Origin of the sequence: Mycolicibacterium rutilum (genome assembly GCF_900108565.1) — a bacterium.
Classification (GTDB): domain Bacteria; phylum Actinomycetota; class Actinomycetes; order Mycobacteriales; family Mycobacteriaceae; genus Mycobacterium; species Mycobacterium rutilum.
Genome location: NZ_LT629971.1, coordinates 1,055,634 through 1,071,643 on the forward strand (window position 1 = coordinate 1,055,634; position 16,010 = coordinate 1,071,643).

The window sequence follows — 16,010 nt, forward strand, 5'->3', positions numbered from 1 at the left end:
TACCCACATCGTGCCCCGCCACACCTGACAATCGCCTGGCAACCCTGCACGCCGGGCGCTGCGCCGCTATGGTTACCGCGGAGGTGCGATGCGTCGTTGGGACACCCGCCGTGCCGCCAAGGCGGAGCGGATCGCCGCGGCACAGCCGTACGCCACCGGCAAGGTCGTCGACCAGCAGCGGCTGATCGATCTGCTGCACAACGTCATTCGCCCTGGCGACCGGGTCGCACTGGAGGGCGACAACCAGAAGCAGGCCGACTTCCTGTCGCGCACGCTGGTCGACTGCGATCCGGCGCGGCTGCACGACCTGCACATGCTCATCTCGTCGGTCTCGCGGACCGAACACCTCGACCTGTTCGAGCGGGGCATCGCGACGATCCTCGACCTCGCCTACGCGGGTCCGCAGAGCGTGCGCATCGCCCAGCTGGTCGAGGACGGCGTTGTGCGCATCGGTGCCATCCACACCTACGTCGAGCTGTACGCCAGGATGTTCACCGACCTCGCGCCCGATGTCGCGCTGCTGTGCGCCGAACTCGCCGACGCCGACGGCAACCTCTACACCGGCGCCAACACCGAGGACACGCCGACCATCGCCGAGGCGGTCGCCTTCCACGACGGCGTGGTGATCGTGCAGGCCAACGAGATCGTGCCGACCGATCAACTGCCCCGCGTGGACATTCCCGGCAGCTGGGTCGACCTGGTCGTCACCGCCGACCGCCCGTTCGCGCTGGAGCCGCTGTTCACCAGGGATCCGCGCCACATCGGCGACGTCGAGATCCTCAAGGCGATGATCGCGCTGCGCGGCGTCTACGAACGCCATCAGGTGGTGTCACTGAACCACGGCGTCGGATTCGACACCGCGGCAATCGAATTGATCCTGCCCACCTACGGTGAACAGCTCGGACTCAAGGGCAGGGTGGCACGACACTGGGTGCTCAATCCGCATCCGACGCTGATTCCCGCCATCGAGTCCGGGTGGGTGGAGTCGATCCACAGCTTCGGCGGTGAACCCGGCATGGAGCGCTACACGGCCGCGCGGCCCGACGTCTTCTACACCGGCGCCGACGGGTCGCTGCGGTCCAACCGGGTGCTCGCGCAGCTGGTGGGCCAGTACGCCGTCGACATGTTCATCGGGTCGTCGCTGCAGATCGACGGCAATGCCAACTCGTCGACCGTCACCGACGGGCGGCTCTCCGGATTCGGCGGCGCCCCCAACATGGGCCACGATCCGCACGGGCGCCGGCACGCGTCGGTGACCTGGCTCGACCTGGCGCACGGTGAGGGCGCCGACCGCCGCGGCCGCAAGCTCGTCGTCCAGATCGCGCAGACGTTCCGGGCGGGCGGGGTGCCGACCTTCGTCGAGACGCTGGACGCCGTCGCGGCGGGCGAGCAGGCACAGATGCCGCTGGCGCCGGTGATGATCTACGGCGACGACGTCTCACATGTGGTCACCGAGGAAGGCGTCGCGTACCTGTACAAGGCGCACTCGTTGGCCGACCGGCGGGCCGCGCTGGCCGCGGTCGCCGGTGTGACGCCGGTGGGCCGCGGCGCGCGTGACGTCGAAAAACTGCGCAGCGACGGCCTGGTCGCCTTCCCGGAGGATCTCGGGGTGCCGACCCGGCTGGCCACCCGGTCACTGCTCGCGGCCCGCAGCATCGCCGACCTCGTGGCGTGGTCCGGCGGGCTCTACGACCCGCCCGCCCAGTTCCGGGACTGGTGACCGTGACCTCCGTCGAAACCCCCACGCTGACACCGGCCGAGATCGCCGAGCTGGCCGTCACCGCGCTGCACGACGAGGCCGACCTCACCCCCAAGCCCGGGCTCGTCGACCGCCGCGGTCCCGGCGCCCACCGCGACATGTCGGTCGACCTGTTGCACACCTCCGCCGAGGAGCTACGCCGGCCGCTAGTCCAATGCGCGGAAGTGACAACACAATTGGCAATCGGTCCGGAGTTGCGCGCGCGCATCGGCGTGATCGGCCGCGACGGGGAGACCGCGATGCTGGACGCCACCGGTGGCGTCAACACCCACCGGGGAGCGCTGTGGGCGCTCGGCCTGCTGTGCGCCGCTGCCGGTGCGGGCGCCGTCACACCCGACCGCGCCGCCGGGTTCGCGGCCGAGCTCGCCGGCATCCCCGACCCCGGACTGGCGGGCCGGGAACCGATGTCACACGGCAGCCGGGCACGCCAGATGTTCCACGTCGCCGGTGCGAAAGGCGAAGCACAGCAGGGGTTTCCCACCGTTATCCGGCATGCGTTGCCCACGTTGCGTTGCACGCTCGATCCCCGCGCCGCGCGACTCGACGCCCTGATCAGCGTGATCGCCCACCTCGACGACACCTGTCTTCTGCACCGCGGCGGCGCCCACGGGCTGGCCGACGTCCAGGCGGCGGCGCGCGCCGTGATCGCGGCCGGTGGTGTCCGCACGCCGGCCGGGTGGGACGGCTTCGGGCGGCTCGACCGGCTGTGCGCCCGGCGGCGGCTGTCCCCCGGCGGCGCCGGCGACCTGCTGGCCGCCGCGATCTACCTCGACGCGCTCGACAGCGGGTCCCGCGCATGCAGACCTTGACCTACCGGTTCCCCGCCACCCGACAACCCAGCGCGCCGGTGCATGTCGGGGTGGTCGGCTCCGGCGATCTGGAGATCCTGCTCGAACCGGCGCCCGACACCGACACCGCCACCGTGCGGGTACGCACCAGCGTCGACGGATTCGACACCGTATGGCGTGAGGTGCTGCAACGGTTCTTCACCCGAACGCCGCTCGCCGGGCGGTGGGAGCTCAACGATTTCGGCGCCACGCCGGGCGTCGTCACCCTGCGGTTGCGCCAGGTCGCCGAGGCTGCGTCGTGAGCGTCGAGGCGACGTTCGCCGAGGGCGACTGGGAGCAGTTACTCGCCAGGACCAGCTTCATCGAACTCGACGCGCTGCAGCGCTGCGCGGCGCTGCTCGACGACGGCACACTGCGGGTGCTCGCCGGGCCGTTCGCGCGGATCGAGTCGCCCTGGCTCGAACCACAGGGCATCACACCGCAATCCGACGACGGTGTGGTGATCGCCCGCGGCACGATCGACGCCGGGCAGGTGGTGATCGCCGGCATCGAGCAGGGTTTTCAGGGCGGCGGGATCGGCGAGGTGTCCGGCGCCAAGATCGCCACCGCGCTGGCGCTGGCCGCCGAGCAGTCCCGCGCCGGCGACCCGGTCGCCGCGATCATCCTCTTCGAGACCGGCGGCGTCCGGCTGCAGGAAGCCAACCTGGGGCTCAACGCCGTCGCCGAAATCTGTTCTGCCCTACTCGATCTGCGACCGCACGCACCGGTGCTCGGGGTGGTCGCCGGAACGGTCGGCTCCTTCGGCGGCACCAGCATCGCGGCCGGTCTGTGCACCCGGTTGATCGTCACCCCGCAGGCGCGTATCGGGCTCAACGGTCCCGCGGTGATCGAACAGGAACACGGCACCGACGAGTTCGACAGCAGTGACCACGCGTTGATCTGGGCGGTGGACGGTGGCCGGGCCCGGCACGCCGCCGGCCTGGCCGATGATCTCGTGCCCGACGACGCCGACCGGATCCGCGCGGCCGTCATCGCGGCGTTGCGTGCGGGCCCGCGCGGCGCGGGTGAGCACCGCAGTGAGCGCCTCGACGTGCTGGCCGACCGCCTCCCGCAGTTCGATGCCCGAGCCGCAGCCGCGCCGCCCCCCTCGCGTGGCCGTACCTGGTTGGCCGCGTTGACCGTCGGGCACTCCGCGCAGCCCGTCGTCCCGTCGGTGCTGCGGGTGCTGACGGACACCGCTGTGTTCCTGGCCGTCGTGCCCGACCCGGCCAATCCGTACCACTGCGCGCGCAACGGTGAGGTGGGGCTGACGGAGTCGCTGGCGCTGGCGCAGGCGGTTCGCGACGTCGTCGCCGCGGATCGTGATGTCGCGGTCAAACGCCCGATCATCGCCGTCGTCGACCTGCCGAGCCAGGCCTACGGGCGCATCGAGGAGACGGTCGGCCTGCACCAGACGATGGCGGCCGCCACCGACGCCTACCACGCCGCCCGCACCGGGGGCCACCCCGTCGTCGCGGTCGTGGTGGGCCGCGCGCTGTCGGGCGGCTTCCTCACCCACGGGCTGCAGGCGGGCCAGATCCTCGCCCTCGACGACCCGGGCGTCGAGATCCACGCCATGCACCGCGAGGCGGCTGCCCGCATCACGCAGCGCACCGTCGAACAACTCGATGCGCTCGCTGCTCACATCCCGCCGTTGAGCTACCGCGTGTCCGATTGCGCCACACTGGGTTTCTGTGACGGACTGTTGTCCGTGTCCGATGCCGATGTGCCGTCTGATGAGGACATCACCACGGTGACCGCCGCGATCCAGGCCGCCGTGCAGCGTGCTCGGCGAGGGCCGACGGATCTGTCCGGCAGGCTCGACTCCGAGGGCGCGATCACGACCCGCGCGGCGTCGCGCGCCGTGCGGGACCGGCTGCGCAGCGACTGGGATGCCCCGCCGTCGTGAACGCCCCTCGTCCGCACGATCTTCTGCGCCTACACGACGTGCACACCGTGATCCCAAGCGATGCGCCGCGGTGGGTCGCCGACTCGCTGCACGAGACGCCGTGGGTGGTGGTGCGGCGCGCACGGTGCGCACACGGGGTCGTGCCGGTCGGGGTCCGCGGCGCGACCCGGGCGCAACGCCATGCGCTCACCGTCGCGCTCACCACGATCGCCGAGGTGGTCACGCCGGAGGACCTCAGCCGGCGAGAACCGCCGGCCCGTGCACCCGCATTCGAGGCGCTGCGCATGGTGCGAAACCACCTGTCCGCATCGCTGTTCCGGTGGGGACCCACCGGGTCCGTCGGGTTCGAACTCGCGACCGGAACGCCCACGGTCCACCCCGACAGCGACCTCGACCTGCTGATCCGGGCACCGGTCGTCGACCCGACAACCATGCGACTACTCCGGGAGACGCACGGCATACTGGCCGATCAGAACATTCGGGTCGACTGCCAGGTCGAGACGGACGGCGGTGCCGTTGCGCTCAGCGAATTGTGTTCCGGATCAGTGGAACTGATGATCCGTACCGCGGACGGACCGGCTCTCGTCGACGCGGCGGCGCTGAGCCGGTGAGCGTCGCGCTGCTGTTCCCCGGCCAGGGCGCGCAGCGCCAGGGCATGCTCGCCGATCTGCCGGACTCCCCCGCCGCCAGCGCAGCGCTCGGCGAGTGTCTTGTGGTCTGCGCGGAGTCCGGTCTCGAGGACCTCGACTCGACCGCCCACCTGTCCGACACGGAGGGCGCCCAGCTGAGCCTGCTCATCGCGGGCATCGTCTGCGCACGCGCCATCATCGAAGATGGCGGTGTCACACCGGCTTTCGTCGCGGGTCACTCGGTCGGCGCGTTCGCTGCTGCGGTTGCGGCCGGTGTGCTGACCACCGGTGAGGCAATCGCCGCGGTGCGGCGGCGGGCGGACTCCATGCGCGCGGTCTGCGCCGGCCGCGACTGGGGTATGGCCGCGGTCGACGGCCTTCCGGCGGCGGCCGCGAGCCGCGTCGCCGACGCCGCATCGAGTCCCGACCAGCCGCTGTGGGTGGCCAACGTCAACAGCGCCACCCAGACCGTCGTGGCGGGCACCGCAGCCGCGCTTGCCACCGCGGAAGAACTGGCCGACCGGGCCGGCGCGCGGTCCTTCCGCCGACTCGACGTCGCGATCGCGTCACACGGAACCCTGCAGCGGCCCACCGCCGATGCGCTGCGGGACGCACTCGCCGGAACTCCGCGACGAACGCCGACCGCCCGGTACGTCACCAACGTCGGCGGGCGCACGGTGGCGACGGCCGACGCGGTGCTCGGCGACCTGGCCGCGGCGGTCGCGCACCCGGTCCGCTGGTACGACGGCGTGCGGCTGATGGCAGAGCTGGGTGTCACCTGCGCGGTGGAGACCGAACCCGGCCACGTGCTGAGTCGCCTGGTCGCCTCGGCCGCCCCGCGCGTCACGACCGTCGCCCTGAGCGAGACACCATGGCGCGACGCGGTCGCCAGGGCGCGCCGCCACACCACGTAGCCGCGCTACTTCCAGGCGAACACCGGCTGCTCGAGTTCGTCGACCGGGTCGTGGCGGCCTTCCAGGCACAGCCACCGCACCTGCAGCAACACCGCGCCGGTCGGCGCGTGGATCAGGTCGTTACCCAACGGGATCTGCACCACCGGTCGCGGGCTCTCCGGAATCTCGATGAACCGCGGCGAGTCCTCGCGCTGCAACTGGTGCAGCCCGACCCGATACACCGCGACCACCTCGTCAGGCGCCGGGTCGGGGTCGAGCCGTCCGCCGCCCCAGATCACCACCGGGGTGATGACGTAGCCGGACCGGGTCGGATAGTCGTCGAGCAGGCCCAGCACCGACGACGCCGGCAGCTCGACCCGCACCTCCTCGTGGAGTTCGCGCAGCGCCGCGTCCACCGCGGTCTCGCCGGGATCGAGGCGGCCACCCGGCAGCGCCCACTGCGCGGCATGCGACGTCAACCGCGACGCGCGGCGGCACAGCAGAAACGCCGCCCCGCCGGAGACGTCGACCATCCGCCCGTCGAGGCCCTCTTCCGGCATCGGCCGCCCGTCGATCCAGTCGTCGACATTCGCGGGGTCGACCCGGTCCTCGCCGACCTCGGAGTCGACCAGCACGACGGCCACCGCCGCGTGCCGCTTACTCGGATCGGTGACGGCTCGGCGCTCGTGGCCGGCCAGGTTCGCCCGGATCCGCTCGCGCAGCGCCTCGTCGTAGGAGATCGTCACCGCTCGACCATAGTGAGCGGTTGTTTCGTCGCGTCTTTCCGGGGCAACTCCTCCTGGACCCTGCGGTATTCGCAACAGAAGGGATCACCATGGCACTCGACGATGACGACATGACCACCTCGGGCGGGGGCGGCGAAGGCCCGGCCGACGGTGGCTCCAACCCCGGAGGCCACGACGGCGGAGCTGACGGCACCGCGGGCGGCGAAGGCCCGGCCGACGGCGGCTCCAACCCCGGAGGCCACGACGGCGGCGCTGACGGCACCGCGGGCGGCGAAGGCCCGGCCGACGGCGGCTCCAACCCCGAAGGCCACGACGGCGGTGCCGACGGCACCGCGTGACACCTGCTCGGTGCTGAGGCGCTGCGTCGCCGTCGACCCTCGACGGTTCGCCGACGACTACTGGGGGCGCACGCCGCTCCTCAGCCGGGCCGACGCGTTGCCCCGCGATTTCGGCGATCTGCTCAGTCCCGATGCAGTGGATGAGTTGATCGCCGAACGCGGGGTGCGTTCGCCGTTCATCCGGCTGGCCAAGGAAGGCGGCCTGCTCGCCAAGGACTGCTACCTGGGTCCGGCCGGCTTCGGCGCGGAGGTTGCCGATCAGGTCGACTCGGCCAAGGTTCTCAGTGAGTTCGCCGCAGGCGCGACGATCGTGCTGCAGGGACTGCACCGGTTGTGGCCCCCGCTGATCGACTTCGTGCGGGGCGCCGTCGACGACCTCGGCCACCCGGTCCAGGTCAACGCCTACATCACCCCGCCGGTCAACCGTGGCTTCGATCCGCACTACGACGTGCACGACGTGTTCGTGCTGCAGGTGTCGGGGCAGAAGCGCTGGGTCGTGCACGAACCGGTGCACGCGCACCCGCTGCCGTCGCAGCCGTGGACGCAGCACCGCGCCGCGATCGAGAAGCGCGTCGCCGAGGCGCCGGTCATCGACGCTGTGCTCAACGAAGGCGACGCGCTGTATCTGCCACGCGGGTGGGTGCACTCGGCGCAGGCGCTCGACACCGCGTCGATCCACCTCACCGTCGGGGTGTCGCCGGTGACCGCGCTGGACGTGGCGCGTGCGGTGGTGGACCAACTGGCCGATGTCGACGCCTTCCGCCGGCCGCTGCCGCTGGGCGCCGACCCGACGGACCCGGATGAGACGATGGCGGCGGTGAGCAAGGTGATGGCGGAAATGGTCGGGGCGCTGCGCGACGACGCGACCCCGCTGAGCGCCGCGGCCGCCGCGCAGCTCCAACGCCGCCACGCCGACCGGACCCGACCGGTGGCGGTCCGGCCGCTGGCGTCGCTGGCCGCGACCGACCGCGCGGCGACGACCACCGTGCGGTGGCGGCACGGGCTCATCGCCACCCTCGAGGACTCCGGCGAGCGGGTCGTGCTGAGGCTGCCCGACAAGACCATCACCTTCCCGCGCAGCTGCGGCGATGCGCTCGCCGCACTACACGGCGGCCTCACCGCCGACGCCGCGAGTCTTCCCGGGCTCGACACGGCCGACGGGACCGTGCTGATCCGGCGGCTGCTCCGGGAAGCCGTCCTGCTCCCGGTGTCCGACCGCGACGGATGAGCACGCCGAAGCGGATTCCCTGCAGCGACCAGTCGCTTGCCAGGGCCGACCCGATGTACGGCACCGCGTCCGCCGGCTCGAAGTGGGTGCTGCTCGAACTGTCCGGGCCGTGGGGACCGTCGGCCTTCCTGCAGTCACCCACGTGCATCGACCCGCAACTCGGTCGCGAGGTCGTGCGCCGGATCGAGAAGGCCGGGATGCGGATCGCCGCCATCCGCAGACACGGCCGCAGGCCGGAAACCCCGCGGTGGCGCTGGTTCATCGCCCACTGCGACATCGGCCAGGAAGCGCTCTACCGCGGCGAGGTCGACGACCCGCGCGCATTCCTCGAGCTGGCCCTCGACGGCAGCGACGGCGAACCGAGCACCGGCCCCCTGGTGGCGATCTGCTCACACGGCAAGCACGACCAGTGCTGTGCGGTCCGCGGCCGCAGCGCGTGCCGGGCGATCGCGGCCGAGTATCCCGAATTCACCTGGGAGTGTTCCCATCTGGGGGGTGACCGGTTCGCGGCGACGATGCTCGTGCTGCCCGAGGGGCTCTGCTACGGCCGGGTCGATTCGGCGAACTCGGCCGAGCTGGTCCGGCTGTACCTCGAGAGGCGGCTCGACCACCGCTACCTGCGCGGTCGCACGTCGCTGCCGCATGCGGTGCAGGCTGCGCAGCACTTCGTGCGAGAACGATTCGGCGACAACCGGATCGACGCGTTGCACCCGATCGATGTCGAGCGCTCGGAACACCGCGTCCGCGTTGTGCTCGCCGGCGACACGGGGCCGATCGAGGTGATCCTGCACGAGGAGCTGTCCGACCCGCTGCTGTCGCAGTGCCATGCGCAGGTGCCCGGCCGGGTGCGGATCTTCACCCTCGCGTCGCTGAGTCCGGCTTGAAGCCGACGGCGGGCAGCACCAGCGTATCGACCACGGCGCGCACGAACGTCGCGTCGACGCGTTGACCGTTGACGACCCGCATCAAGCTCATCGCGGTCACCACATCAGCCACCAGCGACCAGTCGCGGTCGCTCGCGATCTCACCTCGGTCGACCGCCCGCTGCAGGATCACCGACATCTTCCGGCGCCCGCGCAGCACCATCAGGTCGTCGAGCGCCGAGCCCAGTTCGCCGTCGTGCACCGCCGCCAGGGCCACGCGCAGGATGAGGTCGTAGGTGATGATCTCGTCCTCGTTCCGCCGGGCCCGGTCGACGAGCGCGTCGAGATCCCCCGCGAGACTTCCGGTGTCTGGGGTGTCATCACTGAGCAGCTCGGGGCGCCAGTACACCAGCGCGTCGGTGATCAACGCGGCCTTCGAAGACCATCGGCGGTAGATCGCCGCCTTGCCGACACCGGCACGCGCCGCGATGTCATTCATGTTGGTGGCGTCGTAGCCGTGTTCTCCGAGCGCGGCCAGCGCCGCGTCGAGGATCGCGGGATCCCGCGACCGATCCAGCCGCCCGTCGGTGCGCTGGCGCAGTTTCGGCTCTGACGCTGCCATCCCCGACGAGCCTAGGCGTCAGCCGCCGGGCTGGGGAATCGGTGCTGTGTCGGCCCGGTCGGACGACGTCGGCGTCCGCCGAACGATCTTGAACGTGTTCAGCGGCCACCAGAACCACCTGCCGAGTGCCGCCGCTATCGACGGGGTCATGAAGGACCGCACTATCAATGTGTCGACCAGCAGGCCGATGCCGATCGTCGTGCCGAGCTGGCCCACCACGCGCAGGTCGCTGACGATCATCGACAGCATGGTGAAGGCGAACACCAGGCCGGCCGCCGTCACCACCCGTCCGGTGGCTCCCATGGCGCGGATGATTCCGGTGTTCAGACCTGCGTGGATTTCTTCCTTGAGCCGCGACACCAACAACAAGTTGTAGTCCGAGCCCACCGCAAGCAGGATCACGATCGACAGCGGAATCACGATCCACTGCACGCCGAGACCCAAGATGTCCTGCCACAGCAGCACGGACAACCCGCACGCCGTCCCGAGCGAGGCGGCGACGGTCCCGACAATGACCAGTGCAGCCACCACACTGCGGGTGATCAGCAACATGATCGCGAAGATCAGGATCATCGAGGCGATCACCGCGATCAGGAGGTCGGCTTTCACACCGTTCTGCATATCGCTGTAGAGCGAAGCCGTTCCGGCCAACGACACCTTCGCGTTCTCCAACGGTGTCCCCTTGACCGCGTCCGCGACGGTGTCCCGGATCCCGGCGACATGCTCGATGCCGTCCACGGACGCCGGATCGCCCTGGTGGGTGATGATGAACCGCACCGCCTTGCCGTCCGGTGAGACGAACATCTTCAAGCCGCGCTCGAAGTCGGGGTTCTTGAAGACCTCGGGCGGCAGGTAGAACGAGTCGTCGTTCTTGGCCTGGTCGAAGTAGAGGCCCATCTCGGTGGCGCCCTGTGCGAGTTCCTGTGAGTGGGCCTGGATTCCGGCCATCGTGCTGTGGGTGGACAGCATGAAGTCGCGCATCGTCTTCATCGACTGGATTGTCGGTGGGAGGGTCGCAAGCATCTGCGGCATCAGCACGTCCAACTGGTCGAGATCGCCGGTGACACCCTGGATCTGGTCGGCGAGTCGGTCGATGCCGTCAAGCGAGTCGAAGATCGAGCGCAGCGACCAGCAGATGGGAATGTCGTAGCAGTGCGGCTCCCAGTAGAAGTAGTTGCGCATCGGCCGGAAGAAATCGTCGAAATTCGCGATGCTGTCGCGTAGCTCGTTGGTGGTGTCGACCATGTCGTGGGTCTTGCCGACCATGTCGTGCGTGGTCGCGGTGACCTTCTGCATGATGCTGTACATCCGCTCCATGTTGGCGATGGTCCTGCTCAACTCATCAGCCTGTTCGAGCATCTGAGCGGTGTTGTCGTTCATCACCTTCGCCGTCTGCAGCGTGCCCGAGTTCTGCATGGCGATCTGGAACGGGATCGAACTGTGCTCGATCGGCGCACCGAGCGGGCGGGTGATGGTCTGGACCCGCTCGACACCGCGGGTGTGGAAGACGTTCTTGGCGACGCGGTCGATGACCAGCATGTCGGCCGGATTGCGCAGGTCGTGGTCGGCTTCGAGCATCAACAGCTCGGGGTTCATCCTGGCCTGGGAGAAGTGCCGTTGTGCGGCAGCCATCGACACGTTCGCCGGCATCTCCGCCGGAGTGAACTTGTCGTCGTTGTACTGCGGCACGTAGGTCAGCAGGCTGACGAACCCGATGATGGCGACCACCGACGTGGCCACGATGATCGGCACGGGCCAGCGGACCACAGCCGTACCGACCTTGCGCCACCCACGGGTGGACAGCTCGCGTTTCGGGTCGAGCAGACCGAACCGCGAGGCGACGACCAGGATCGCAGGTGCCAGCGTGAGCGCGGCGGCGACGATCGCGAGCATCGACAGCGCGCACGGCAACGCCATCGTGTGGAAGTACGGCAACGTCGTGAATGACAGACACATGCAGGCACCGGCGATGGTCAGCCCGGAGCCCAGAATGACGTGTGCCACACCGTGATACGCGGTGTAGTAAGCCTCCTCCCTGCTCTGGCCGGTCGCTCGCGCCTCGTGGTAGCGGCCCAGCAGAAAGATCACATAGTCCGTCCCCGCCGCGATGGACAGCATCGTCACCATGCTCACCGCGTACGGGGTCAGGCCGATGATGTCGAGGTTGCCCGCGGTCGCCGTGATGCCCTGACCCGCGAACAGTTCGATTCCGACGATCAGCAGCGCGATGACGGTGGTGACGATCGAGCGGTAGACCACCAGCAGCATCACCAGGATGACGCCGATGGACACCAACGCCATCACCGCCATGCTCTCGTGCCCGGCGATACTGGTGTCGGCGTTGAGGACGGTGTTGCCTGCCACGTAGGCCTTCACACCCGGCGGCGGGGGCACGGACTCGACGATGTCGCGCACGGCAGCGACCGAGTCGTGGCTCGGGGTGGTGCCCTGGGCGCCGACCAGGAAAACCTGGACATACGCGGATTTGCCGTCGGGGCTTTGCGAACCCGCAGCGGTCAGGGGGTCGCTCCAGAAGTCCTGGGCGAACTGCACGTGCTCGTGGTCGGCCTTCAGTTTGGCGACGATCTGGTTGTAGAACTGGTGCGCCTCGTCGCCCAGCTTGTCCTGGCCTTCGAGAACGACCATGGCCGTGGAGTCGGAGTCGAACTCCTTGAACACCTCGCCGATGTTCATCATCGACGAGTAGGCCTGTGAGTTCTCCGGCGCCAGCGAGACCGCGTGCTGGTCCGCCACCTCGTCGAGCGAGGGAGCAAGCATGCCCAGGCCGACGGCGAGAGCAATCCAGAACAGGATGACCGGTATCGCCAACATCCGAACCGCTCGGGCGACGATCGGGCGGCGGGGCACGGAATGTCCGGCGCTCATACGGATTTCACCAAGCAGTAGATGAACGGCTGGTATTCGTCGGTGCTGCGCTCGTCGCGGACCTGGCCGTCGACGACGACTCGGCAACGCAGCCCTTCGACACCGGCGTCACCCTGGGCGACGATGTTGGCCGACATCGACGGCAGCGTTGTCACGATGGTGAACGACCACGGCAACGCCGCCGCGTCGACGCGATGGGGTTGACCGTTCTCGTCGAGGTAGTCGACGTCGACGGACCCGCCCGTCCCGGTCACCTCATAGGTGATGTGTTTGGGGTTGAATGGGTCGGTGATACCGGAATTCGCGTCAGCGCCGGCCGACGGCGGCGGCTGGACCGCAGACTCGCGGATACGCACCACCGCATATGCGCCGAGCGCCACCACGGCCACCAACAGCAGTGGCATCCAGAACCTCTTGAACACCCCGAGCACCTGACCTCCTGACCCGACCGACCCGGAACGGCGCAACGGAACTCGGGTTCCGTGTCGCGTGCCGATCGGACACTACCCCACCGCCCGGTGGCCGTTCCTGTCAGTGGGTCTGACGACGGCAACCTGCACGCTCGTACACGTTTTGGTAGAACCGATCTTGGGTACGCCGGCGCAGTCCGCTGGGTCAACGGAGCCGGTCGCGGGGTCACTCTGATAGAGGCGGGTCGAGATGAAATATGTTGGTTACTTGGCGGGTGCGGCTTCTGCGGTTGCGGTGATGGCTGGTTCCGTCATCGCCGCGACACCGAGCCAGGCGGCGCCCTGTCCAGATGTCGAGGTGGTTTTCGCGCGCGGCACCTTCGAGGCGCCCGGCGTCGGCGCCACCGGTCAGGCGTTCGTCGATGCGCTGCGGGCCAAGACGCCCGGCAAGTCGGTCGACGTGTACGCGGTGAATTACCCTGCGTCGCTTGACTTTGCCACGGCGGCCGACGGCGTGATCGATGCGAGCAACAAGGTCATCGCCACGGCGGCCAACTGTCCGGACACCAAGGTGGTGCTGGGCGGTTACTCGCAGGGCGCGGCCGTCGCGGCTTACATCACCGAGGACGCCATTCCGGAGGGTTACGTCCCGCCTCCGGGGATGACCGGGCCGATGCCGCCGTCGGTGGCCGATCATGTTGCCGCAGTTGCGCTTTTCGGCAAGCCGTCGAGCGGTTTCCTGCAGATGATCTACACCGGCGCACCGCCGATCACGGTCGGCTCGCACTACACGGGCAAGACGCTCGACCTGTGCATCCCGGCGGATCCGGTTTGCTCACCCACCGGTAACGACAACGGCGCGCACGGTGCGTATCTCGTCAACGGCATGGTCGATCAGGCGGCGCAGTACGCCGCGGACCGGTTGCCACACGGCACGGGCACCGGGTCCGGCACCGACAGCGTGCGGCAGGCTGCCGGTCAGGGCTGAGCGCTTCAGCGCCGCCAGAACAGGTGGTGCGTCACCCCACTCGGGCTGGGGACGACGTCGTGGTGGTACCGGTCGTCGAGTTCGCTCGGTGACGTCCACAGCCGTGATCCGGCGCCCAACTCGACCGGGGATTCCGCGACGTGCAGCGTGTCGACCAGACCGGCGTCGAGGAACTGCCGGATCGTGGCGGCTCCGCCGCCGAGGCGGACGTCACGCCCGTCGGCGGCGTCCCTGGCCTGCGCGAGCACCGTGCGCGGGTCGGCGTCGACGAAGTGGAACGTCGTGTCCGACAGGGTGAACGACGGCCGCGGATGGTGGGTCATCACGAAGACCGGCGTGTGGAACGGCGGCTCGTCGTCCCACCACCCCTGCCAGTCGAGGTTCTGCCACGGTCCGCGGTGGGGGCTGAACTTGTTGCGGCCCATGATCTCGGCCCCGATGTTGTGGCTGAAGTCGCGGGTGAAGTAGTCGTCGAGCCCGCGGCTGCCACCGGGTTCGGTCCGGTTCGGCCAGCTCGCGGTCGCGCCGCACCACGCGAACATCACGCCCGGGTCGGCATGGCCGAACGGCCGCTCGATGCTCTGGCCCTCGCCGGCACCGAAGCCGTCCCGGGACACGTTGAAGTTCTGCACCCGCAGCAACTGCTCCACCCGTACCGCCTGTAGCGGTTCTGATCACCCGAACAGACCGCGGCAGGCGGCGAAACTCATCGCGGCTCGCCGGCCACCAGGGCGACAGCGTCCGGCGACACCTGACGACCGTCCCGGCCGCGGAATCCGACCGCGACGGGCTTGCCGGTCGCCGTATCGATGAAGCGGTAGTCGCTGCTGTCGGGGCGGGCGAGATGCGCGTGCCCCCACTGGCCGATCGCGGCAACGACCGGCGCCAGATCGCGTCCGGCCTCGGTGAGCACGTAGCGGCGACGGGTCCGATCCCCCGGTTGCTGATAGTCGGCCACCTCGAGAATGCCCGCCGCGACGAGTTCGGACAACCGCGCGCTCAGCACGTCGGACGCGATGCCCAGCTGCTCGCGGAACTCCGAGAACTTCGACCGGCCCAACAGTGCCTCGCGGACGATCAGCACCGCCCATCGCTGGCCCAGCACCGCCATGGTGCGCGCGATCGGACACACCGCATCTGCCCATGGATCGTGTCGCATCCGCCTATCATAGCTGAGTTGGCAGTACCAACTCAGCCCTGGTAGCGTCTCGGCCAGTCATCGAACGGAGGAATCATGGGAATCGACGTGAACGGCGCGACGGCGGTGGTGACCGGTGGCCGGCGCGGCCTGGGCAAGGCCGTCGTCACCGAACTGCTCGCCCGCGGAGCGGACCGGGTCTACGCTACGAGCCGCTCGCCCGAGGAGGGCGGTGACCCACGGATCACCGGCGTCGAACTCGACATCACCGATGACGCCGGGGTCACCCGGTTGGCCGACACCGCCGCAGGCGCCACGATCGTGGTGAACAACGCCGGACTGCTCGGCGGCCAGTCGCTGCTGCTCAGCGATCTCGGCGAGATCCGCTCGGTATTCGAGGCCAATTTGTTCGGAAGTCTGCGTGTGACAAGGGCATTCGCGCCGAAGCTGGCCGCCGCCGGCGGCGGGACGATTGTCAACATCGCTTCGGTGCTGTCCTGGTTGCCCGGTTCCGGGGCGTACGGTTCGTCGAAAGCCGCCCTGTGGTCGGCGACCAACTCACTTCGCGACGAGCTGCGCGACCTCGGCATCCACGTGATCGGGGTGTACCTCGGCTACACCGACACCTCGATGATCGCCGATCTGGACGTGCCGAAGAACGATCCCGCCGACGTCGCGCGCCAGATCGTCAACGGCATCGAGAGCGGCGCCGACGAGGTGCTGGCCGACGAGCTGACACGGCGTGTGCGCGTGTCTGTCTTCAGTTGATCGGGT

17 protein-coding genes are annotated in these 16,010 nt (G+C 69.4%); 11 read left to right on the plus strand and 6 right to left on the minus strand.

Going from position 1 to position 16,010, the window contains the following annotated elements; all coding sequences use genetic code 11:
- The first annotated feature begins 88 nt into the window (after nt 1–88).
- Genes mdcA through BLW81_RS05090 form a run of 6 tightly spaced genes read left to right on the plus strand, consistent with a single transcriptional unit; the run spans nt 89 to nt 6,038 of the window.
- Nucleotides 89–1,720, plus strand: a complete 1,632-nt coding sequence (gene mdcA, locus BLW81_RS05065) for a malonate decarboxylase subunit alpha (protein ID WP_083406267.1) — start codon at nt 89–91, stop codon at nt 1,718–1,720.
- A gap of 2 nt (nt 1,721–1,722) precedes the next feature.
- Nucleotides 1,723–2,568, plus strand: a complete 846-nt coding sequence (locus BLW81_RS05070; RefSeq protein WP_235632180.1) for a triphosphoribosyl-dephospho-CoA synthase — start codon at nt 1,723–1,725, stop codon at nt 2,566–2,568.
- Nucleotides 2,556–2,849 carry a malonate decarboxylase acyl carrier protein gene (mdcC, locus tag BLW81_RS05075; RefSeq protein WP_083406268.1) on the plus strand — a complete coding sequence of 98 codons (294 nt, stop codon included), beginning with the start codon at nt 2,556–2,558 and terminating at the stop codon, nt 2,847–2,849. The genes BLW81_RS05070 and mdcC overlap by 13 nt, the downstream gene beginning before the upstream one ends.
- A complete protein-coding gene (locus BLW81_RS05080; RefSeq protein ID WP_083406269.1) occupies nt 2,846–4,495 on the plus strand; it encodes a biotin-independent malonate decarboxylase subunit beta in 1,650 nt (549 codons plus the stop codon). Before mdcC ends, BLW81_RS05080 begins: the two co-directional genes overlap by 4 nt.
- Nucleotides 4,492–5,106: a malonate decarboxylase holo-ACP synthase gene (locus BLW81_RS05085; RefSeq protein WP_157897592.1), complete on the plus strand. Its 615-nt coding sequence runs from the start codon at nt 4,492–4,494 to the stop codon at nt 5,104–5,106. The genes BLW81_RS05080 and BLW81_RS05085 overlap by 4 nt, the downstream gene beginning before the upstream one ends.
- The gene (locus tag BLW81_RS05090) at nt 5,103–6,038 is read left to right on the plus strand and encodes an ACP S-malonyltransferase (protein WP_235632182.1); all 936 of its coding nucleotides are present in this window, start codon (nt 5,103–5,105) and stop codon (nt 6,036–6,038) included. The genes BLW81_RS05085 and BLW81_RS05090 overlap by 4 nt, the downstream gene beginning before the upstream one ends.
- A 5-nt stretch (nt 6,039–6,043) precedes the next feature.
- Here BLW81_RS05090 and BLW81_RS05095 read toward each other — a convergent pair whose 3' ends face one another.
- Complete coding sequence (locus tag BLW81_RS05095; RefSeq protein WP_083406271.1) at nt 6,044–6,763, minus strand: NUDIX hydrolase; 720 nt, start codon at nt 6,761–6,763, stop codon at nt 6,044–6,046.
- Between the two features lie 89 nt (nt 6,764–6,852).
- On the opposite strand from BLW81_RS05095, the gene BLW81_RS05100 reads away from it, so the two are divergent.
- The 3 genes from BLW81_RS05100 to BLW81_RS05110 are packed head-to-tail and all read left to right on the plus strand — an operon-like array spanning nt 6,853 to nt 9,213.
- Nucleotides 6,853–7,101: a BatC protein gene (locus BLW81_RS05100; RefSeq protein WP_083406272.1), complete on the plus strand. Its 249-nt coding sequence runs from the start codon at nt 6,853–6,855 to the stop codon at nt 7,099–7,101.
- Between the two features lie 10 nt (nt 7,102–7,111).
- Complete coding sequence (locus BLW81_RS05105) at nt 7,112–8,329, plus strand: cupin domain-containing protein (protein WP_083410338.1); 1,218 nt, start codon at nt 7,112–7,114, stop codon at nt 8,327–8,329.
- On the plus strand, nt 8,326–9,213 hold the full coding sequence (locus tag BLW81_RS05110) for a ferredoxin family protein (RefSeq protein ID WP_083406273.1): 888 nt from the start codon (nt 8,326–8,328) through the stop codon (nt 9,211–9,213). Before BLW81_RS05105 ends, BLW81_RS05110 begins: the two co-directional genes overlap by 4 nt.
- On the opposite strand, the gene BLW81_RS05115 is transcribed toward BLW81_RS05110, so the two are convergent.
- Genes BLW81_RS05115 through BLW81_RS05125 form a run of 3 tightly spaced genes read right to left on the minus strand, consistent with a single transcriptional unit; the run spans nt 9,185 to nt 13,104 of the window.
- Nucleotides 9,185–9,814, minus strand: coding sequence for a TetR/AcrR family transcriptional regulator (locus BLW81_RS05115; protein ID WP_083406274.1), 630 nt, complete (start codon nt 9,812–9,814; stop codon nt 9,185–9,187). The genes BLW81_RS05110 and BLW81_RS05115 overlap by 29 nt on opposite strands.
- 18 nt (nt 9,815–9,832) lie before the next feature.
- Nucleotides 9,833–12,700, minus strand: coding sequence for an MMPL/RND family transporter (locus tag BLW81_RS05120; protein WP_083406275.1), 2,868 nt, complete (start codon nt 12,698–12,700; stop codon nt 9,833–9,835).
- Nucleotides 12,697–13,104, minus strand: coding sequence for an MmpS family transport accessory protein (locus BLW81_RS05125; protein WP_083410339.1), 408 nt, complete (start codon nt 13,102–13,104; stop codon nt 12,697–12,699). The genes BLW81_RS05120 and BLW81_RS05125 overlap by 4 nt, the downstream gene beginning before the upstream one ends.
- 304 nt (nt 13,105–13,408) lie before the next feature.
- Here BLW81_RS05125 and BLW81_RS05130 point away from each other — a divergent pair, with 304 nt between their 5' ends.
- Complete coding sequence (locus tag BLW81_RS05130; RefSeq protein ID WP_235632183.1) at nt 13,409–14,098, plus strand: cutinase family protein; 690 nt, start codon at nt 13,409–13,411, stop codon at nt 14,096–14,098.
- 5 nt (nt 14,099–14,103) lie between these two features.
- Here the strand turns inward: BLW81_RS05130 and BLW81_RS05135 are convergent, their stop codons facing one another.
- A complete protein-coding gene (locus BLW81_RS05135; RefSeq protein WP_083406277.1) occupies nt 14,104–14,748 on the minus strand; it encodes a dihydrofolate reductase family protein in 645 nt (214 codons plus the stop codon).
- 56 nt (nt 14,749–14,804) lie between these two features.
- Complete coding sequence (locus tag BLW81_RS05140; protein WP_083406278.1) at nt 14,805–15,257, minus strand: winged helix-turn-helix transcriptional regulator; 453 nt, start codon at nt 15,255–15,257, stop codon at nt 14,805–14,807.
- 75 nt (nt 15,258–15,332) lie between these two features.
- Between BLW81_RS05140 and BLW81_RS05145 the strand changes: the two genes are divergently transcribed.
- Nucleotides 15,333–16,004: an SDR family oxidoreductase gene (locus tag BLW81_RS05145; RefSeq protein WP_083406279.1), complete on the plus strand. Its 672-nt coding sequence runs from the start codon at nt 15,333–15,335 to the stop codon at nt 16,002–16,004.
- The last annotated feature ends 6 nt before the right edge of the window (nt 16,005–16,010 follow it).